Origin of the sequence: Deinococcus sedimenti (genome assembly GCF_014648135.1) — a bacterium.
GTDB classification, from domain to species: domain Bacteria; phylum Deinococcota; class Deinococci; order Deinococcales; family Deinococcaceae; genus Deinococcus; species Deinococcus sedimenti.
The window spans coordinates 218047-237297 of sequence record NZ_BMQN01000003.1 but is presented as its reverse complement, the minus strand read 5'-3'; the positions used below and the strand labels follow the sequence as shown (position 1 = coordinate 237297).

The window sequence follows — 19251 nt, the reverse complement described above, 5'->3', positions numbered from 1 at the left end:
CAGGTCACTATAGCCATGTTCCGGCCAGTTCATGACTTCCTGCCCGGCGAGTCACCCGGAGTGGGGGGGCCGGAGGCGCCCGCGTGCCCGGACCGGACTCGGATGGAACAGGTCCGGGCAACCGCCCGAGCGGCTGCGAGTCGGAGCGGAGGAGGGTCCAGGCTTGGTACGACTGACGGCGGGTGGACAGCCCCGGACCCGCTAACGAGGGTTTAACGGTGCTGGACGCAGGCTAGGTGGGTGAACACCCACCAGATAAAGCCCCTCAGCCAGTGACCTGATCAGCCTTCATGGTAGATTCATCTGAACTCAGACCCGGTCTGAACAAGGAGCACAACATGACCCATCAACCAATGCGCGTGGCAGTGATCGGTACGGGCTACGTCGGCCTGGGCACCGCCGCCCTGCTGGCCCACATCGGCCATGACGTCGTGGGCATCGACATCGACCCCGATAAGATCGCCGCCCTGCAAAGCGGGCAGGTTCCCATTCACGAACCCGGACTGGACGACCTGCTGGCCAGCGTCGCCCACCGCCTGACCTGGACGACCGCGTACGATGCCGTCTCCGCGGCCGACGTGGTCTTCATCTGCGTGGGTACCCCCCCCGGACCGGACGGCAGCCCGGACCTGCAGTACGTGGCCAGCGCCGCCGCCAACCTCGCGCCGCACCTCAACGGTCACATGCAGGTGATCGTCAACAAATCCACCGTACCCATCGGCACGGGCGACTACGTCCAGCGCCTGCTGGAAGAACACGCCCCCGGGTACGACCACGGCCGCCACCAGGTGGTCAGCAACCCGGAATTCCTGCGGGAAGGGACTGCGCTGGCCGACAGCCTCTACCCCGACCGGATCGTTCTGGGCGGCGCAGAGGGCGCGGTGGCCAAGATGACCGCCCTGTACGCCCCGCTGATCGAGCAGACGTTCACCGCGCCCGCCACGGCCCCGAGACCGGACGGGTATACCCGCCCCGCCGTGGTCCGCACGACGCTGCAGAGCGCCGAGATGATCAAGTACGCCGCGAACGCCTTCCTCGCCCTCAAGATCTCGTTCGCCAACGAGATCGCGGGCCTGTGCGAACGGGTCGGCGCGGACATCGAGGAAGTCGCCACCGGCATCGGACTCGACCAGCGGATCGGGCACCGCTTCCTGCAGGCCGGCCTTGGCTGGGGCGGCAGCTGCTTCGGCAAGGACACCCAGGGCCTGATCAGCGCCGGGCAGGAACACAACTACCCCATGCCCATCCTCGAAGCGGCCATCGAGGTCAACTACCGGCAGCGGCGCGTCATCATCGACAAACTCCTGCGTCAACTCAAAACCCTCAAAGGCAAGAAGGTCGGCATCCTCGGGATGGCCTTCAAACCCGACACGGACGACCTGCGCGACGCCCCCGCGCACGACCTGATCCAGCGCCTGACCCAGCTGGGCGCCCGCGTCACCGCCCACGACCCGATCGCCATGCCCCGCGCCGCGCGGGAATGGGCGCACCTCACCTACCAGGAAGCCGCGCAGGTCGAAGACGTCTTCGACCGGGCGGACGCAGTGATCGTCGCTACCGAATGGACCGCCTACCGACTGCTCGACTGGACGGCGATGTCTGGACGCATGCGCGCCCCCGTGATCATTGACGCCCGGAATATCATCCGCACCCCCCTGGACGCCGAACTCGAGCAGGTCGGCCGCTCCACCGTGAAAGGACAGGTTCTTCCCTCATGACCGATACCCCAGTGCCCAGCACCGCCACCAGCGCCCCCCTGCGCATCCTGATCACCGGGAGCGCCGGCTTCGTCGGCAGCCACCTCGTGGAACGCTTCCTGAACGAAGGTCACTCCGTCATCGGTGTGGACAACTACATCAGCGGTCAGGTCAGCAACACCGACCTGTTCGTGGGGCACCCCCGTTTTACGTTCATCGAGGCGGATGTCAGTCACGGCATCCCCTACGAAGGCGAGACACTCGACTGGGTCATGCACTTCGCCAGCCCCGCCAGCCCTCCCCACTACCAGCAGTTCCCCGTCGAGACCCTAATGGTCGGCGCGCAGGGCACGCAGAACGGCCTGGAACTCGCGCACGCGCACGGTGCCGGGTTCTTCCTGGCCAGTACCAGCGAGGTGTACGGGGACCCGCACGTTCACCCGCAGCCCGAGACGTACTGGGGGAACGTGAACCCCATCGGCGTGCGCTCCTGCTACGACGAAGCCAAACGGTACGCGGAAGCGATCACCATGGCGTACCACCGCAGCCGCGGCGTGAACACCCGCATCATCCGCATCTTCAATACCTACGGCCCCCGCATGCGCCCCGACGACGGACGCGTCATCACGAACTTCGTGCACCAGGCCATGCGCGGCGAACCACTGACCGTGTACGGCGACGGCAGTCAGACCAGAAGCTTCCAGTACATCGATGATCTGGTGGAGGGCATCAGTCGCCTGATGGCAGCGCTCTACCACGAGCCGGTGAATCTCGGCAATCCGGTTGAATTCACCATGTTGGAACTGGTGGAGGCCATTGAGGATGTCCTGGTGCGCAGGATGAGCGTCGAGCACAGGGAACTGCCTCAGGACGATCCCAAGCAGCGCCAGCCAGACATCACGGTGGCCAAATGCGTCCTGAAATGGACGCCGCAGATAGAATTGAAGACTGGGCTGGATTTGATGCTTCAACGTGATGCAGCGAATCGTTAGATTCATCGAATTCAAACCGTTGGCCTCTCTGCTCACAATTGGCGATCAGATGATCTTTCCCGGCATGCTGGTACTGTTCAGTCACTTTTTCATCACTCGGCTGGGAATAGAAAATTATGGGCTCTGGTTGCTGGCATTCACATTGGGTAGCTTGACGCCGGTGTTTGTGATGGGGGTGCCAGACCATTTGGTGCGTGCACTGAACAGTCGGACGGCGGACGGACTGGACGGCGCGCCGCTCTCGCAGGAGATCAGCCGCAGCGTCATGCTGATCAGCGGGGTGGCGCTGCTGCTGGGTAGTGCCTTTTACCTGCTGCGCTCGCCGATCACCGCTCTACTTACCGGTCAAGTGCACCAGGCCGAGGTGCTTGGCCTGCTCGCGCCGGGTCTGGCGCTGCGGGTGGTGGATTTGCTTCAGCAGGCGCTTCTTCAGGGCAGGGAGCGGTACGGCACCGCCGCACTGATTAATATCCTGACCATCGTTCTGACTTTCACTGCGGCGATGGCTGCAGTGTACCAGGGCCAAGGCGTGCGCAGTGTCCTCTTACTGACGGTCGCTGGCTGGGCGGCGATGGCTCTGGCAAAAGCAGCTGTGAATTTCCCGATGATGCGCCGGCATTGGCGCATGCAGGCCGGCGCGGCCTCCGGCTCTCCGCGTACGCTGACCCTGATCCGTCAGGGAACGCCGTTCTGGGTCCAGAATGTTAGTAGTCTCGCCACGTCTTACCTAGACCGGCTGCTGGTTTCCAGTCACCTCGGCGTGCAGTCCCTTGCGGTCTACACACTGGTGACTCAGGTTACCCTGCTGGTGCAACTGGTGAGCGCGAAGGCGTTCAGCGTGCATTTCCCGGAACTCGTCCGCATCAGTCAGGGCGGCTCACTGATGCACCTGCGCCGGAAGTTCTACTCACTCCTGGCGACCAGCATCGGAATGGGCGCCGCTGCCTGCCTGTTCTACGCGGTATTCGGACAGGACGTCAGCCGAATCCTGATTCAGGATGGGGGCAAGAGCAGCGGGCTGATATTGTTGTTGTCTGTGCACTACGCTTGGCTGGCTACCTCCACTGCGCCGTATTACCTGCTCAACGCCAGTGGACACGCTGGGATGAACGCCAGCCTAGGCACCGTGGTCGCGCTGATCAACGTGCTGCTCGGCTTTCTGGGTGTCCTGCTCTACGGCCTGCCGGGCTTGATCGCTGCGAAGTTTCTGGGCTGGCCAGTGGCGTTTGTGTCACGCAATTACGTGCATCGTGTCGTGCTCAAGGACGGGGGCCGCTGGTCGTTTCTACGCAGCCTGATCCCCTTCGCCACTGTCATTGGTACCGTAGTGCTGTTCACCGGGCTTCAGAGCCAGCCGCTCAGTCTGAAACTGCCAGCCTTCCTCGCCATGAGCGCTGCGCTGTGGCTCTTATTGCGAGCTTCGCACCGCTGGATTTCAGTACGCTATCAGGAGGAAAGAATTTGAAAGCAACCATCATCACTACCGTGCGTCACAACGTTGGCGACGACTTCATCCGCGAAGGCGTGATGCACGTCCTAGAAAAGTCGCTAGACGAGCCGATTGAGTACGAACTGATCCATAAGCACATGCCGGTTTCCACCCGGCACGGCTTCGAATTCATCCGTAAGTACCGGGTCTCGAAACTGGTGGACGGGGTGCTGCCATTGATGCCCGCGTCAGACCGCGTCTTCGAGGCCGACGTGCTGGTGCAAAGCGGCGCGCCGGTGTTCTGGAGTCATCCGAACGGGCCGCACTGCGCCGATAATGAGTGGTTCGAGCCACTCATTGAGCGCCGCTACCGCCGCGTCGCCGGGCAGGTGCCATTTTTCAATTTGGCTGCTGGTAGTGCTCAGCAGTACAGCAGTGACGGTAGCGAAATTCTGGAGCCTTTCGCTGCGCGGGACCGCGCCTACATCCAGCGGCTGATGAGCTACACCGACGCCCTGACGCTGCGCGACCAAGTTGCGCAGTCTATGCTGCTGCTACTGGGTTACAACGCCGAGGTCATTCCCTGCAGCTCAATCTTCTCCGCCGAGCACATGGGCATCCGTGCCGAGGAAGGCGAATTCGTGGCTATCAATTTCATGGACGGCGGTTCGCATTTCGATTTCAGCGGCAACATCAGTAAGGACCGCTGGTTAAACGACTTCCGGGAGTTCTACGCCAAGGTTAAGAATCAGGAGAAAATCGTCTTCATCTGCCACGACGAGAAGGAAGTGAAGATGGCCCGGCTCGTTGATCCGAACGCCCGTATTTTCTTCTCGCACGATTACGGCGATTATCTTCGGATGTACGCGCAGTGCAAGTTCGGCATCATGAACCGCATTCACGGCTGTTTTGGGTTGGCAAGTCTCGGACGCCCATCGTTCCTGATTGGCTCCGACAGCCGCACGCTGATGGCCCGGGAAATCAACTTGCCGTACGATTACGTCAACAACGTCGGCACTGAGCGGCTCCTGAGCGAATTCTCCACCCTTCAGACGCGCTGGCCGACCTACAGAGAGGAGATGGACGAAATCAAACGCCGAGCTCTGGCACGTTACCGCGCGGTGCTTCACTACGGCTGGAGTCGTTGAGGCCCGGTGCGCAGCTTGGCAGGTCTGAGACCGCGGGCAGGAACGACGGCCTCTGAGCAGTCCGCCGCGTGGCGCTGGCTGGTGCGCGGGCGGGACTTGCTGCTGCAGGTCTTCGACGGTGTCTTGGGGCTGCTCGTTCCCGCCGCTCGGCCTGGGCGGCGAGTGCTGCTGATCCGGACCGACGAGATCGGCGACTACGTGGTGCACCGACAGGCGCTCCTGGATCTGCAGGCGTATTTCGTCTCGCGTGGACAGCAGGTCGACTTTCTGTGTCTGGGGCTGTTGTCCAGCCTGGCGCAGGCCGATCAGCTCGGCGAGCAGGTGCTGATTTTGGATAAACGCCGTTACAGCAACGACTGGCGCTACCGGGCCCGGCTGTTCGTACAGCTGCGCCGTGCCGGCTACGGCGCTGTGGTCCAGACGCGCCAGGACAAGATTGCCACCGTCGAAGACGCCCTGACGTTCGCAGTGCACGCGCCGCTGCGCATCGGATGGGAGGGCAGTCCGGTCTCACTGTACGGGCTGCTGAGCCGTCCGCTCTATCACCTGAGCTTCACCCGCCCAGCGGTCAGGCAGGTGGCGGACGTCGGCCAGCCGCAGCGGCACGAATTTGATTTCAGTCGGGTGCTGTCTGCCTTCGCGGGTGCGTCGCATCCAGCCGTACTGCGTCCCTCAGCGGCCACACCCGCGTCTGAACTACCACTGCCTGCGCGTTACGCGGTGGTGTTTCCCACGGCCGGCTGGCCGGGCCGCGAGTGGCCGGCACCGCGCTTCGCGCAGATCGCTGAGCGGCTCTGGTCACGCCATGGCCTAGACGTGGTGCTCTGCGCCGCCGGGCCGCTCCCACATCTCGCCGGGCCGCTTAGGGACGCGCTCGGATCACACCTCTCCGATCTGAGTGGACAGACGAGTGTGCCGCAACTCGCCCAGATCATCGCCGGGGCCGAGATCGTGATCACCAATGAAACCAGTGCCACTCATTTCGCCGCGTCCAACGCCGTGCCGTGCGTTACGGTGCTTGGCGGCGGTCACTTCGGCCGGTTTATGCCTTATCCGCTCGACGCTCAGGAAGCGCGCCTGAGCCGCGCGGTGTATCACCCAATGCCCTGCTTTCAGTGTGATTGGGCCTGCCAGTTTCCCCGCGACCCGGACGCGCCGGTGCGCTGCATCGACCTTATCGATGTCGACACCGTGTGGCAGACGGTGGAAGCCGTCCTGAGAGAAGGCGGCGACGCCCGTGACTGAGAGATTTGTACTGCTCGACCGGGACGGCGTCCTCAACGTCGATCGTCCCGATTCCGTGACGTCCGTGGCGCAGTTGCAGCTGTTGCCAGGTGCGGCGCAGGGCGTCGCGCTTCTTAACCGCAAAGGCTACCGCGTACTGGTGATCACGAACCAGTCGGTGGTGGGCCGCGGCCTGCTGAGTCCGGCCGATCTCGGCGCCATCCACACAGTCATCCAGACAGAAGTGGGCGCGTTCGGTGGCCACATTGATGCTTTTTTTGTCTGTCCCCACGACCGCCACGAAGGCTGCGCGTGTCGAAAACCCCAGCCGGGCCTGCTACTGAAAGCCGCGCAGCAATATGGCTTTCAACTGGCGCACACCGACTTCGTGGGCGACGCGTCCAGCGATATCGAAGCGGCGCGCCGCGCAGGCGCAGAGCCGGTCGTGGTTCTGACCGGCAAGACCAAGACGCCCGCCGATCTGTCCGTGCGTCATTACCGCAGCTTGTACGACTATGCTCAGTGTCAGCCTGCGCTCATCACTGGTGAGCCGGCCTGGCAGCGCAAGGAGGTTCACCCTACGATGACACTCGATCATTCTATTCATGGTGCTGTTCCTGAAGAGTTCACGGCGGCCGGCCTACGCACTATGCAGGACCGCTTCGAAAGTCACTTGAGCGCCGTCGAGAACCTGCGCACCCAGTTGCCGCTGCTGCAGACGGTGGCACAGGCGCTGGTGCAGTGTCTGCAGCGTGGCAGCAAGGTACTGTGGATGGGGAATGGCGGCAGCGCCTCCGACAGCCAGCACCTCGCCGCCGAGTTGGTGGGCCGCTTTGTCTTGGAGCGGCGCGGTCTGGCATCCGTGGCACTGACCACCGACACGTCCATCCTGACAGCTGTAGGCAACGATTACGGGTTTGAGGAGATTTTCGCTCGTCAGATCGAAGCGCTGTGCCAGCCAGGCGACGTGGTGATTGGCCTATCTACCTCAGGGAACAGCCCCAACGTCTTGCGGGCCCTGCAACGCGCCCGGCAACTCGGCGCTGTGACTGTCGGCCTGACCGGCGGCAGTGGCGGCGCTATGGCGACGCAGTGTGACCACTGCGTAATCGTCGCGGCTGACAGCACCGCCCGGGTACAGGAATGTCACATTCTGATCGGCCATCTGCTGTGCGAACAGGTGGATGCAGCGTACACGGCAGGTCTGCTGGCCCAGGAAGCCGGGGCGAATCCTGGGGGCTCGGGCGCATGAACTTCACGGACACTTCCCGTTTGCTGCAAGCCCTGAATGATGGGTTTGGACAGCCCCGGGTGGTAGTGGTCGGCGACCTGATGCTCGACCACTATCTGATCGGGAATGTCGAGCGTGTCTCGCCGGAAGCGCCGATCCCGGTGGTGCATCTACATCGGGAGAAGTGGGTGCTCGGTGGCGCTGGCAACGTTGCCGCCAACCTTCGTGGCTTGGGAGCCCAAGTCACGCTGTGCGGCGTGGTGGGAGAGGATCTCGAAGCGCGGCGCATCGCAGAGCTGCTCAACGAGCAGCAGATCCAGGCTGAGCTTCTGACTGTCAATGAGGTGCCCTCGATCGTCAAGACGCGCATCCTTGGTGAGAATCACCATATCGTGCGGGTCGACCGGGAAGCACCGCTCAGCCCGGGTGATTGGCAGGAGGCGTTTGTCGATCGGGTTTTCGCTGCGCTTGACGGCGCGGACGCGATGCTACTCTCAGACTACGGCAAGGGGGTTCTGAGCCCCGAAGTTTGCCGCCGCCTGATCGAAGCGTGCCGCGAGCGTCACTGCCCAGTCATGGTTGATCCTAAGGGACGAGATTTCGGGAAGTACCGCGGCGCCTCCGTCGTCACTCCCAACGTCAAGGAGCTCCTGACCGTGACGGGTCGCCAAGCGGCCGATGAGGTGTCACTGATCGACCAGGCCCGCGAGGTACTGAATGTCAATGGCGTCGGGGCAGTGCTGCTGACCCGCGGCGCTGAGGGCATGTCGTTTATCACCGCCGACACCCACGTCTATCAGCGGGCCACGGCTCAGACCGTCTTCGACGTTTCGGGCGCCGGGGATACCGTGGTGGCTGCCGCGACTCTGATGCTGATTGGGGGCTTCGCGTGGTCTGACATTCTTGGGTTGGCGAACCTGGCGGCGAGTCTGGTGATTTCCAAACCGGGTACGGTGGCGATTGACCGTCAGGACCTCTTACAGCACTTTACGGCCCATACCGCTTCGTTGCTGTCGCATGAACGCAAGATCGTCTCCGCTCAGGCGGCCGCTGCATCGCTCGATCAGGCGCGGCGCGAGGGCCGCCGGGTGGTGTTCACGAATGGTTGCTTCGATCTATTGCATCCTGGCCATCTCAAATTGCTTGAGCAGGCGCGTCACCATGGGGATGTGCTGGTGGTCGGCATCAACTCGGACACTTCGGTGCAGAGGCTGAAAGGTCCTCTGCGTCCGATGAACAACGAGCAGGATCGGGCGGCGATGCTGAGTGGGTTGGAGGCGGTGGATCACGTGGTGATCTTCGAGGAGGATAATCCTCTCGCCCTGATTGAGCGACTGCAGCCGGATGTGTTGATCAAAGGCGGTGACTATCAACTTGAAGATATCGTCGGCTCGCATGAGGTAATGCGTAGAGGTGGCGAGGTTAAAACTATACCGATGAAGGAAGGGTACTCTTCAACGCAACTGATCAATAGAATAGCTGAGCGAATGCATGGTGTTTAATATTTTTAGCGGATATAATTATTTCATCTATCTTCTCCTCGTCCTGGTTGCATTCATATTGATTGATGCGCAAGATATAATTTACAGTAGTTTTAAAAATATACCACTGGCTATTTGCATTATGGTGGGTCTTCCGATGGCTTTTCTGGGTCTAATCAACGGTGTTCGGCCTAGGCGCGCAACGAGCGTATATGTAGCTTTTCTGGTATATTCAGCATATGGTATCTACTTTAATACAATGACTGGTCAGCCGTCTGGTTTAAATACTCAAATACTCTATACGTCTATGATTGGACTGATCTTCCCATTCATATCTAGTAGAAAAGTGACCATTCCAATAGTTAAAATCCTTTATGCCGTTTCGCTTTTAATGTGTATTTTGGCAATTTTTTACAATGGACTTCTGGGATTTAATTATATGACCCACGAAAGAATATTTATCGCCTCGTTTGTGTATTCAATTCCGAAACTCAAGAAAAAGAAAAGATTGTCGTATTTCGGGTTTCTCGTTTTTGGGGCTGTTATTTTGCTTGATCCCAGAACAACCAGTCTCATCGCTTTTGTAATCACCATTGCGTTGACTTTACTTCTAGAGAGAACCGCAAGTCAGCGTTTTATCTTTCTTTCTTCAGTTTCGGCAGGAATATCTGTTATTTTTATAACATACGTTGTAGACTGGATCAAAAATATCAATTCCAATTTCAAGCAAGCAACAGGTGGTACTGATAACAATGTTTTCCGTGAAGGCATGATCAGCGTTGGGTTGCAGAAGTATTCTGAATCACCAGTATTTGGAAGTTTTTTTAAATACGGAGGTGCTTACGAGCCTCCGCAGGTCGTTTACATAAACAGTAGTACGGTTGCAAACATCCTTCCGCTCCATAATGACTATCTAGAAATTATGGTATCGGGTGGAATAATCGGATTAGTTTTATTTTTAATTTGCTTCTTTTTGCCTGTTGTAAATTATCTAAATAATAGAGACTATATCTTCAACGAAGAAAAAATTGCTGGAGATTCCCTATTTATCTCTGTGATTATTGGTGCAACCACTATCGCGTTCAATCCAGTAATGAATAGTTCGCGCTCAGGTTTTATGCTGACTGTGTTAAGTGCCGTTCTCCTATATATATCGGGTATATCTGCAAGAAGAGGCAGATTTGTCCTTAGTAAATCGTAATTGTGGAGGCAGAAGAATGAATAAATCTCTAAAAATAAGCGTGGTGACCCCATCATACAACCAATCGCAATTTATTGAATCCACTATTATTAGTGTGATCAGCCAGGATTATGATAATGTTGAATACATTATAATAGACGGAGGTTCAGATGATGGAACAATGGAGATCATTGAGAAGTACGCCGATAAAATCTCATACTATGTTTCGGAAAGAGATAATGGGCAAACTCATGCTATTAAAAAAGGCTTTGATCGCGCTTCTGGTGATATATTGTGCTGGTTGAACAGTGATGATATTCTGGAGCCGCACACACTATCTGCAATTGCAGATTACTTCGCTCTTTATCCCGAGAGAGATTTTGTCTATGGAAATGCCACATGGATCGATGGAACGGGCAAAACGCTCTACAGGAGAAGGGAAATCCCTTTTGTTAGATGGCTTTGGTACTACGCATATAATTATATTCCTCAACCATCTGCTTTCTGGCGAAGAAATATTTACGAGGCGGTAGGTGGAATTGACGAAAATTTTTCGCTAGCAATGGATACTGATCTTTTTTCAAGGATGTCAAATAAAGTCAAAATATATCATCTGCCTCGCTTTATGAGCCAATTCAGGGTTCATGGTCAGCAGAGAAGTACCGTACAGCGCAAAAAACTGGAAGCAGAGGCTCAAAAGATCATGGATCGCGAATTTAGACGTCATGTTAGTCATATTGAGAAGAGTATTGGTGGTTTCCTGGCGAGATCGATACGGATAATTGTCAGAACTTTGATATATAGGAGTCGATGATGTTAAAGTATATTCTCGGCGACGTCTCTCGGAATCGGGGTAATCCCAAATCTATGCTTGTTCTCTTTTTATTTCGCATCGCTTCTATCATCGCTGCTCTTAAAAGAAAAGGCAATCCATTTTGGCTTATCGGAATACCCTTCCTCATTTTTTACCGCATTGTGGTCGAATGGTTGCTTGGGATCGAGCTTCCACCACATACGTCTGTTGGTCATGGACTAAAAATAGAACACGGTCATGCGCTCGTGATCAATGATCAATCCCATATTGGCGAGAACGTGACATTGCGGCATTCAACAACCATTGGGTGTAAGGTTGATCGTAATGGTGTCAGATCGCGTAGTCCCAGAATCGAGAATAACGTCGATGTTGGGTCCAATGTCGTTATTCTTGGTGATATTCAAATTGGACATCATGCTGTCATCGGCGCAGGTTCGGTCGTCGTCAGAGACATTCCACCATACGCCGTGGCGGTTGGCAATCCTGCACGTGTGATCAGGGGAGATTTGCATGACTAAATGCCCGCCCTGCCACATTATCGTAGTGGGGCAAATCCCCCCTCCACTCGGCGGACAGGCCGTGATGATCAAGAAGATGCTGGATCATCCTTACCAAGCAGCCATACTCCATCATGCGCCCATGAACTTCACGAAGGGGATGGACGGCATGGGTAGAGTAAGCGCCGGAAAAATCCTTGAGGTTGTGGCGGTCATTTTCAGAGTGATGAAATTGAAATTAAAGACGCGAGCCGATATTCTTTATTACCCGCCCAGCGGTCCGAACTTATTTCCCATCCTACGGGATGCGGTGATTCTCAGTGCCCTGAGACCGTTCTTCAAAAAGACCATCTTTCATTTTCACGCCAGTGGTTCCTCCCTTCTCGTCGCTCGACTGCCCGGTGGATTGAGAAGATGGGTAAACAGAGCATTCTATCAGCCGTTGGTTGGCATTCGCACATCTCACTCGGGTATCAATGACAGTCAGTATTTTCACGCCCTTCAGGATGCCGTCGTCTACTACGGAGTGGAGGCGCCCAACGATTCAAGTGGTTGGTCCGCCGCTGATCAGCAGAGGGAGGATCCTGTACGCCTGTCCTATATGTCCGTCGTCAAAGAATCGAAGGGGATCTTTGATCTACTGGCGGCTCTGACCCTTCTTAAAGCACAGGGCGTCCGCTTTTCCCTGCAGGTCGCTGGGGAATTCGATTCGGCCGCGACACGGGAACGGTTTGATCAGCAAGTCCAAGTGGATGAATTGAGTGAGTTCATTCAGGTGCTCGGCCCTCTTGACGGTGACGAGAAGCGTCGTTTTTTCCTGACCACCGACATCTTCTGCTTTCCGACCTTCTTTGAGGCCGAGTCCTTCGGAATCGTGGCCATTGAGGCGATGGCCTACGGAATCCCCGTGGTTGCCACCCGCTGGCGCAGCCTGCCCGAAATTGTTGGTGACGACGTGCAGGGCATACTGGTCGAGGCCAATGCGCCTTCGGAACTCGCCGCCGCCATCGCTCGCCTAGCAAACGACGAAGCTCTGCGCGTTCGCCTGGGCCGGGGCGGCGCCGCAAAATTTCGAGCTCAGTTTAGTATCGCCACGTTTCATCACCAGATGGACACCGTCTTCCGACAAGTGGGTGAGATGTAAATATGAAAGTACTGGTCACTGGAGGTTCAGGGTTCATCGGCCAAAATTTGCTTCAGCTGTTCGACCAGCAGCAAGTCGACTACCTGAATCTCGATCAGGTGCCGCCCTCCACGTATGGTCTGAGCCGCTGGAAAGCCTGCGACCTCTCGCATTATCAGGAACTCGAACGGCTCGTCAATGACTATGCCCCGACCCACGTCGTGCACCTCGCCGCCATTACCAACACCCTCTACAACGACCTCGGCTACTACTATCTCGACAACGTCGTCGCAACTGAGAACCTCATCCTGATCTGCGAGACCCTGCCGATCCAGCGCTTCGTGCTCACATCCACCCAGTTCGTCGTGGGGCCCGGCCAACCCCACACCTCGGACACAGACTTCTCCCCCCACACCGCATACGGTGAGAGCAAAGTACGCTGCGAGCAATTCCTGCGTGCCATTGACCCCCCGTATGACTGGACCATTATTCGGCCTACCAACATCTGGGGGCCGATGCACCCGCGGTACCCCCAGGAATTCTGGAACATTGCTCGCCGAGGCCTCTACGTTCACCCCGGTATTCAACCGGTGATCCGCTCATATGGCTTTGTCGGTAACGTTGTCGAGCAGATTTCCACTATATTGCGTGCTGAGCGCGCCGCCGTGAATCACAAGGTCTTCTATGTCGGGGACGAACCCATCGACCTCTACGACTGGTCTAACGGATTTAATCTGGTGCTCAGCGGCCGGAAGGCGCCCCGTGTGAATACTGCCCTAGTCCGGTACTTGGCTCTGCTCGGCGACGGCCTCGGTAAACTCAACATCACTTTCCCTATCACGTCCAGCCGCTACCGCAGTATGACCATGGACTACCCGACGCCGATGGCTGAGACGTTTAAAGCGCTGGGAACGCCGAAGTATAGTCTTGAAGAAGGCATCCAACTCACAGCTGAGTGGTTAAAATCTGAAGGCTGGACGTTGAAATGATGCGCCTCTCGGTCTTGGACACGGCCGTGGACGTGCAGACCTACCATGGAGCCGCCGAGCTGATCACGAGCCCGGCCTATCTGACGGGGAGCCGCCGAGTTCACGCTGCCAATGTCCACATGATCATGGAAGGCTATGACGACCCGGCCTTCCAGCAGGTGATCGATACAGCCGATCTGGTGGTGCCCGACGGAGTGCCTCTTGTTTGGGCTCTGAAACTGCAGGGGCAGGCGAGCGCCAGCCGCGTGTACGGCCCGGCTCTGACTTTGCACGTCTGCGCAGCGGCGGAGAAAAAAGGCCTGCCCATCGGCCTCTACGGCGGCACTCCCGAGAGCCTTGATGCATTTCAGGCGTTCTTGCATCAGCGCTTCCCAGCGCTGGAGATCGCCTGCGCTATCTCTCCACCATTCCGAGCCCTCAGCACCGAAGAAGATCTCGCATACACCCGGCAGATCAAATCCTCAGGCGCCAGAATATTGTTTGTCGGTATCGGCTGCCCCAAGCAGGAATGGTGGATGTACCGACACCGTGATCAGCTGCCGCTGGTGATGTTGGGAGTGGGCGCCGCTTTTGACTTTCATTCAGGTAAAGTAAAACAGGCGCCGCCGTTTCTGCAGCGGATGGGCCTCGAATGGTTGTTCCGGCTGGCCGTGGAACCAAAAAGACTCTGGAAACGGTATGCGAAGCACAACCCACGCTTTGCCTACCTACTGGCTCGTCAGCTGTTACGGACGCGATTTCTAAACGCAAAAAGAGAGGTCAAGAAATGAAAAAAGCACTGATTACTGGAATTACCGGTCAGGACGGGTCGTACCTGACGGAACTGCTCATCGGCAAAGGGTACGAGGTTCACGGCATCATCCGCCGCGCCAGCACCTTCAACACCGACCGCATCGATCACATCTACCGCGACCCCCACCTCGCCGACACCCGCATGTTCCTGCACTACGGCGACCTCTCCGACGCCTCCGGTCTCCGCATCCTCATCGAGAAGATCCAGCCCGACGAGGTCTACAACCTCGGCGCGCAGTCCCACGTCAAGGTCAGTTACGACCAGCCCGAATACACCGCCGACGTCGTCGGCCTGGGCACCCTGCGCCTCCTCGAAGCCATCCGCGACTACCAGGACCGCACCGGCAAGCAGGTCCGCTTCTACCAGGCCAGCAGCAGCGAGATGTTCGGCGCCGCCCAGCCCCCCCAGGGCCTGCACACGCCCTTCCACCCCCGCAGCCCGTACGCCGTCGCGAAGGTCTACTCCTACTGGCAGACCGTCAACCACCGCGAAGCGTTCAACATGTACGCCTGCAACGGGATTCTTTTCAATCACGAGTCGCCCCGCCGCGGCGAGACGTTCGTCACCCGCAAAATCACCCGCGCGGTGGGCCGTATCAAAATGGGCCTGCAGGACCAGCTCTTCTTGGGCAACCTGGATGCCAAGCGCGACTGGGGTCACGCCCGTGACTACGTGGAAGCCATGTGGATGATGCTGCAGCAGGACGCCCCCCGGGACTACTGCATTGCCACTGGCGAGGCGTACAGCGTGCGTGAATTCGCCGAGAAGGCGTTCTCGCAGGTGGGCCTGAACTACGAGGACTACGTGCAGGTGGACCCCCGGTACTTCCGACCGGCGGAAGTCGATTACCTGCTCGGCGACGCCACGGAAACGAACACCGTGCTGGGCTGGACGCCCCGGACGAGCTTCGATCAACTGGTGACCGAGATGGTCGAGCATGACCTGGAACTGGCGCGGCAGGAGAAGACGCTGCTGGACGCGGGGCATCAGGTGGCGCTCAAAGGCATCGGGAACACCTGATGTCGGCCGGGCAGGTGGCGCACACCGGTCCGCTGCCGCGGGACGCGCGGATCTACGTGGCGGGCGACCGCGGCCTGGTGGGCGGCGCCATTCGGCGCCGCCTGGAGGCGGATGGATTCACGAACCTGATCACGCGGCGCAGTGCCGAGCTGGATCTGCGGGATCAGGCCGCGGTGCGGACGTTCTTCAGGGAAGAACGTCCGGAGTACGTGTTCCTGGCGGCGGCGAAGGTGGGGGGCATCCTGGCGAACAGCACGTACCCGGCGCAGTTCCTGTACGACAACCTGATGATCGCGACGAACGTGATTCACGCGGCGCACGAGTCGGGGGTGCGGAAACTGCTGAACCTGGGATCGAGTTGCATCTACCCGAGGATGGCGCCGCAACCCTTGAAAGAGGAGTACCTGCTGACGGGGCCGTTGGAGGAGACGAACCGGGCGTACGCGGTGGCGAAGATTGCGGCCATTGAGCTGTGTGATCATTACCGCGCGCAATATGGAGCGGACTTCATCAGTGGGATGCCGACGAACCTGTACGGGCCAGGGGATAACTTCGACCTGAAGGGCTCGCATGTGCTGCCGGCGTTGATGCGGAAGATGGTGGAGGCGCAGGAGGCCGGGGCGGCACAGGTGGAGGTGTGGGGGAGCGGGACGCCCCTGCGGGAGTTCCTGTACGTGGAGGACCTGGCTGAAGCCTGCCTGTACCTGATGGAACAAGTGTCGGAGCCTGGTCCGATCAACATTGGCACGGGTGAGGACCTGACCATTCGGGAATTGGCGGAACTGATCGCGGATGTGGTGGGATTTGAGGGGGACCTGGTGTTCGATGCGAGCAAGCCGGACGGCACGCCCCGGAAGCTGATGGATGTGTCGAAGTTGACTGGGTTGGGCTGGTCGGCGCGTACGGGGCTCCGCGAGGGGATCGAGCGGACGTTCGCGTGGTTCATGCAGGAGCGTGCGGCGGGCAACATCCGGTCCTGAATCGGCGAAATTGACGGGCGGGGAGCGACCAGTGCGCTCCCCGCCCCCTGTTGCGCTGCCCTACAGATGCAGGTCGATGCCTGCGGGCGGAGGTGTCGTCTCATCGGCGATTCTGACGTCAGGCGTGGTGGCAGCGCGTGCGCCCAGAATCAGGGCGAAGGCGCCGATCATGGTGCCGGGAATGGCGCTCAGGTGGCTGTCGTACAGGCCCGTGAACAGGTACACGGGCAGGATGGCCGCGCCGCTCAGGCTCAGGACCGTCCAGCCGCGCCGGTACATGGCCAGCAGGACGGTCAAGGTCAGCAGGGCCGCGCCGACGGTGCCCAGTTCCGCGAGGATCATCAGGTAGTCGCTGTGCGCGTAGTTGACGTAGGTGGCCGAGATCCCGGCTTTTCCCTCGGGGCGGTACCACTGGAATTCCGTGCCCCACTGGCCGACGCCTGCGCCCTGCTGCGGGTGCGCGTGCCACATGGACCGCCCGAACTGGTGGATATCGGCCCTTCCGGCCAGGAAGCCCGTCAGGTTTTGGCTGTCGATCCCCAGGCGGGTCTTGTACGCGTCAAAGGTCTGCTGGCCTTGCGGGGTGGCTAGGGTGATCACGACCCACGCGGCGGCAGCGGCGGCACCTGCACTCAGGACCACGCCCACCCAGGGGCGTATCTTCCACAGCCACACCAACAGGGGTATACCGGCCGCGAGAATCACGGCGGGGATGCTGCTGCCGTCCGTGAACAGATTCGTGTACTGAACTCCGGCGGCCAGTGCCAGGATGGGCAGGGTATGCCAGCCGGGCCGGGTGTTCAGCAGGACGGTGCTGCACAGGGCCGCGACCGTGATCAGGTACCCGCTGTAGTGACTGGGGTGGAAGTACGGTCCGGTCAGAATCTTCTCCGGGACGCCGTTGAGGTAGCTGTACCCCGGGATGAGCATGCTCCGCTGCTGCAGGAGCGCCAGCGTCACGGCGATCCCACCGGTGACGAGCAGGGTGCTCAGCACGATCTGCTGGCGGCGGTGCGACCGGGCCAGGACGGTCAGACTGAACGCCACACCCAGCACGGCGGTCCAGATACCCGCCCAGCGTTCTCCGGCCAGGACGTCCGGTGCGGTCAGGGCGCTGCGCCACACCCACGCCAGGAAGAGGGCCGCGAACAGAGGCCACCAGGGGTTGGGTAGCGTCAGCTGTCCCCGCGCCGCGATGGCCGCCAGCGTGAGGGCCAGGGCCGCGCATCCCAGGATGGTCAGGCCGCTGAACCCCCACTCGAACGTGGAGCCCTGGGCCAGGGGTCCCCAGGCCAGCGTCATGCAGGCGACGGTGAGGGCCAGCCATTCCAGCGCGGTGGTCAGTCGTGACCTGACCGTGGGGGCGGTCATGGCGTCACCGGCAGGGCCTTCAGGTTGTCCCGGCATTCCTGAACGGTGCTGTTGAGGATCAGGCACCGTTCGTAGGAGGCGCGGGCGCCGGTGACGTCCCGGCCGAGTTCCTGGTAGGTGCCTTTCTGCAGCCAGTACGCGGCGTTGTTCGGATCGCGGTCGAGGGCGCCCTGCAGGATGGTGAGGGCGCGCGGGTAGTCTTTGACGAAGGCGTACATCAGGGAATACTCGTAGTAGGGCGAGGGCCAGCTGGGGCTGAGCTGGGTGGCGCGTTGAAAGGCCGTATCCGCCTCGTTCTTGAGCTGCGGGGTGCGGCGGTAGAACCACAGGGTGCGGGTGGCCAGGCCGAGTTTCAGGTGGGCGCGCGGGTCGCTGGGGTTCAGGCGGGTCGCTTCCCGCAGGGCGCGCAGGGCCGGGTCGAAGTCCAGGGTGCCTTGAAGGGCGGCGGCGCGTCGCAGCTCGTGGTCGCTGCGCAGGTCACGCGTGGCCTGCACGAGAGGAACGGCGGTCAGGGCCGCCAGAGCGACGCCAATGGGCCAGGGGACGGGGAGTGTGGTCATGGAGAGTACCTGCGCTGATAGGACGGGGTGGCTGATCGGTCAGTGGCGGGAGGCGGCACACAAAAAGGCCGCCCGGTTGGGCGGCACTGGGGTGGGGGGTGGGGGTCAGTTCCCGCCACCGCGGGGCGTCACGGGCTGATTGGCCAGGACTTCGGCGCGGTTGGCCAGTTGGGTGGCAGCGACGGGGTTGTTGACGAGCGCGGCCACGCGGCTAAGGGTGGAAACCGCCTGGGCAGTGGCGGGATCGCTGGCGATCAGGCGCTGGGCTCCTTCGAGGCTGACGGGTTCGCCAGTCGCGGCTTCCAGCACGGCACGCAGGGCGACGGCGGGGGGCACGGGGCTGTTCCCGACGGCGACCAGGTCACGCAGCGCGGCGGGAGTGACGCCGAGCGACTGGGCCAGGGAGGCCAGCTGATTGGGGGTGGTCTGGGCGAGAATCGCCCGGATCTGCGCGGGGGTCAGGATCAGACCCTTGGCCCGCAGGATGGCGCTCAGCACGTCGAAGGCGGTGGGGGCCTGCTGGGTGGCCTGGCTGTTCTGGGCGAACGCGACGGTGGCCGTGAAGGGCGCGGCAGCGACGAGCAGGGTGGCGGTCAGAAGAATCTTTTTCATAGTGGACCTCGCGGGACTGGGGGGGCGGCTGTCAGGGAGGGCAACCGTATTCCTTGCAGTTTACCACATCAAGCTGATCCCATATGAGAAAGGGCGGCGATCTGGCCGGT

The 19251-nt window shown here is 59.9% G+C and carries 18 protein-coding genes; 15 read left to right on the top strand and 3 right to left on the bottom strand.

The window, feature by feature from the left end:
- Window positions 1–338: 338 nt before the first annotated feature.
- From IEY69_RS10220 to IEY69_RS10150, 15 genes are all read left to right on the top strand, one after another.
- Complete coding sequence (locus IEY69_RS10220) at window positions 339–1718, top strand: UDP-glucose dehydrogenase family protein (RefSeq protein ID WP_229783832.1); 1380 nt, start codon at window positions 339–341, stop codon at window positions 1716–1718.
- On the top strand, window positions 1715–2689 hold the full coding sequence (locus IEY69_RS10215; protein WP_229783830.1) for a UDP-glucuronic acid decarboxylase family protein: 975 nt from the start codon (window positions 1715–1717) through the stop codon (window positions 2687–2689). Before IEY69_RS10220 ends, IEY69_RS10215 begins: the two co-directional genes overlap by 4 nt.
- Complete coding sequence (locus IEY69_RS10210; protein ID WP_229783853.1) at window positions 2673–4154, top strand: lipopolysaccharide biosynthesis protein; 1482 nt, start codon at window positions 2673–2675, stop codon at window positions 4152–4154. Before IEY69_RS10215 ends, IEY69_RS10210 begins: the two co-directional genes overlap by 17 nt.
- Entirely contained in the window at window positions 4151–5266 is a 1116-nt protein-coding gene (locus tag IEY69_RS10205; protein ID WP_189073051.1) for a polysaccharide pyruvyl transferase family protein, read from the top strand. Before IEY69_RS10210 ends, IEY69_RS10205 begins: the two co-directional genes overlap by 4 nt.
- Before the next feature lie 96 nt (window positions 5267–5362).
- Window positions 5363–6511, top strand: a complete 1149-nt coding sequence (locus IEY69_RS10200) for a glycosyltransferase family 9 protein (RefSeq protein ID WP_189073050.1) — start codon at window positions 5363–5365, stop codon at window positions 6509–6511.
- Complete coding sequence (locus IEY69_RS10195; RefSeq protein ID WP_189073049.1) at window positions 6504–7742, top strand: HAD-IIIA family hydrolase; 1239 nt, start codon at window positions 6504–6506, stop codon at window positions 7740–7742. Before IEY69_RS10200 ends, IEY69_RS10195 begins: the two co-directional genes overlap by 8 nt.
- Window positions 7739–9223, top strand: a complete 1485-nt coding sequence (gene rfaE2 / locus IEY69_RS10190) for a D-glycero-beta-D-manno-heptose 1-phosphate adenylyltransferase (RefSeq protein WP_189073048.1) — start codon at window positions 7739–7741, stop codon at window positions 9221–9223. Before IEY69_RS10195 ends, rfaE2 begins: the two co-directional genes overlap by 4 nt.
- Before the next feature lie 286 nt (window positions 9224–9509).
- Window positions 9510–10403 carry an O-antigen ligase family protein gene (locus IEY69_RS10185; RefSeq protein WP_189073047.1) on the top strand — a complete coding sequence of 298 codons (894 nt, stop codon included), beginning with the start codon at window positions 9510–9512 and terminating at the stop codon, window positions 10401–10403.
- A gap of 16 nt (window positions 10404–10419) precedes the next feature.
- Window positions 10420–11196: a glycosyltransferase family 2 protein gene (locus IEY69_RS10180; protein WP_189073046.1), complete on the top strand. Its 777-nt coding sequence runs from the start codon at window positions 10420–10422 to the stop codon at window positions 11194–11196.
- A 53-nt stretch (window positions 11197–11249) separates the two neighbouring features.
- On the top strand, window positions 11250–11714 hold the full coding sequence (locus IEY69_RS10175; protein WP_268243863.1) for a serine O-acetyltransferase: 465 nt from the start codon (window positions 11250–11252) through the stop codon (window positions 11712–11714).
- 64 nt (window positions 11715–11778) lie between these two features.
- A complete protein-coding gene (locus IEY69_RS10170) occupies window positions 11779–12837 on the top strand; it encodes a glycosyltransferase family 4 protein (protein WP_189073044.1) in 1059 nt (352 codons plus the stop codon).
- Window positions 12838–12839: 2 nt separating this feature from the next.
- Window positions 12840–13805, top strand: coding sequence for an NAD-dependent epimerase/dehydratase family protein (locus IEY69_RS10165; protein WP_189073043.1), 966 nt, complete (start codon window positions 12840–12842; stop codon window positions 13803–13805).
- On the top strand, window positions 13802–14575 hold the full coding sequence (locus tag IEY69_RS10160; RefSeq protein WP_189073042.1) for a WecB/TagA/CpsF family glycosyltransferase: 774 nt from the start codon (window positions 13802–13804) through the stop codon (window positions 14573–14575). Before IEY69_RS10165 ends, IEY69_RS10160 begins: the two co-directional genes overlap by 4 nt.
- The gene (gene gmd / locus IEY69_RS10155) at window positions 14572–15618 is read left to right on the top strand and encodes a GDP-mannose 4,6-dehydratase (RefSeq protein ID WP_189073041.1); all 1047 of its coding nucleotides are present in this window, start codon (window positions 14572–14574) and stop codon (window positions 15616–15618) included. Before IEY69_RS10160 ends, gmd begins: the two co-directional genes overlap by 4 nt.
- Window positions 15618–16598, top strand: coding sequence for a GDP-L-fucose synthase family protein (locus IEY69_RS10150; RefSeq protein ID WP_189073040.1), 981 nt, complete (start codon window positions 15618–15620; stop codon window positions 16596–16598). Before gmd ends, IEY69_RS10150 begins: the two co-directional genes overlap by 1 nt.
- Before the next feature lie 60 nt (window positions 16599–16658).
- Here IEY69_RS10150 and IEY69_RS10145 read toward each other — a convergent pair whose 3' ends face one another.
- The 3 genes from IEY69_RS10145 to IEY69_RS10135 all read right to left on the bottom strand — a co-directional run bounded on the left by IEY69_RS10145 (window position 16659) and on the right by IEY69_RS10135 (window position 19141).
- Complete coding sequence (locus IEY69_RS10145) at window positions 16659–17969, bottom strand: O-antigen ligase family protein (protein ID WP_189073039.1); 1311 nt, start codon at window positions 17967–17969, stop codon at window positions 16659–16661.
- Window positions 17966–18529 carry a tetratricopeptide repeat protein gene (locus IEY69_RS10140; RefSeq protein ID WP_189073038.1) on the bottom strand — a complete coding sequence of 188 codons (564 nt, stop codon included), beginning with the start codon at window positions 18527–18529 and terminating at the stop codon, window positions 17966–17968. The genes IEY69_RS10145 and IEY69_RS10140 overlap by 4 nt, the downstream gene beginning before the upstream one ends.
- Before the next feature lie 105 nt (window positions 18530–18634).
- Entirely contained in the window at window positions 18635–19141 is a 507-nt protein-coding gene (locus IEY69_RS10135) for a hypothetical protein (RefSeq protein WP_189073037.1), read from the bottom strand.
- Window positions 19142–19251: the final 110 nt, after the last annotated feature.

Bases quoted from the DNA above. Each gene is read 5' to 3' on its own strand.
- IEY69_RS10220 (WP_229783832.1), top strand. From the start codon at position 339: ATGACCCATCAACCAATGCGCGTGGCAGTGATCGGTACGGGCTACGTC.
- IEY69_RS10215 (WP_229783830.1), top strand. From the start codon at position 1,715: ATGACCGATACCCCAGTGCCCAGCACCGCCACCAGCGCCCCCCTGCGC.
- IEY69_RS10210 (WP_229783853.1), top strand. From the start codon at position 2,673: ATGCAGCGAATCGTTAGATTCATCGAATTCAAACCGTTGGCCTCTCTG.
- rfaE2 (WP_189073048.1), top strand. From the start codon at position 7,739: ATGAACTTCACGGACACTTCCCGTTTGCTGCAAGCCCTGAATGATGGG.
- IEY69_RS10185 (WP_189073047.1), top strand. From the start codon at position 9,510: ATGATTGGACTGATCTTCCCATTCATATCTAGTAGAAAAGTGACCATT.
- IEY69_RS10180 (WP_189073046.1), top strand. From the start codon at position 10,420: ATGAATAAATCTCTAAAAATAAGCGTGGTGACCCCATCATACAACCAA.
- IEY69_RS10175 (WP_268243863.1), top strand. From the start codon at position 11,250: ATGCTTGTTCTCTTTTTATTTCGCATCGCTTCTATCATCGCTGCTCTT.
- IEY69_RS10170 (WP_189073044.1), top strand. From the start codon at position 11,779: ATGATCAAGAAGATGCTGGATCATCCTTACCAAGCAGCCATACTCCAT.
- IEY69_RS10165 (WP_189073043.1), top strand. From the start codon at position 12,840: ATGAAAGTACTGGTCACTGGAGGTTCAGGGTTCATCGGCCAAAATTTG.
- IEY69_RS10160 (WP_189073042.1), top strand. From the start codon at position 13,802: ATGATGCGCCTCTCGGTCTTGGACACGGCCGTGGACGTGCAGACCTAC.
- gmd (WP_189073041.1), top strand. From the start codon at position 14,572: ATGAAAAAAGCACTGATTACTGGAATTACCGGTCAGGACGGGTCGTAC.
- IEY69_RS10150 (WP_189073040.1), top strand. From the start codon at position 15,618: ATGTCGGCCGGGCAGGTGGCGCACACCGGTCCGCTGCCGCGGGACGCG.
- IEY69_RS10145 (WP_189073039.1), bottom strand. From the start codon at position 17,969: ATGACCGCCCCCACGGTCAGGTCACGACTGACCACCGCGCTGGAATGG.
- IEY69_RS10140 (WP_189073038.1), bottom strand. From the start codon at position 18,529: ATGACCACACTCCCCGTCCCCTGGCCCATTGGCGTCGCTCTGGCGGCC.
- IEY69_RS10135 (WP_189073037.1), bottom strand. From the start codon at position 19,141: ATGAAAAAGATTCTTCTGACCGCCACCCTGCTCGTCGCTGCCGCGCCC.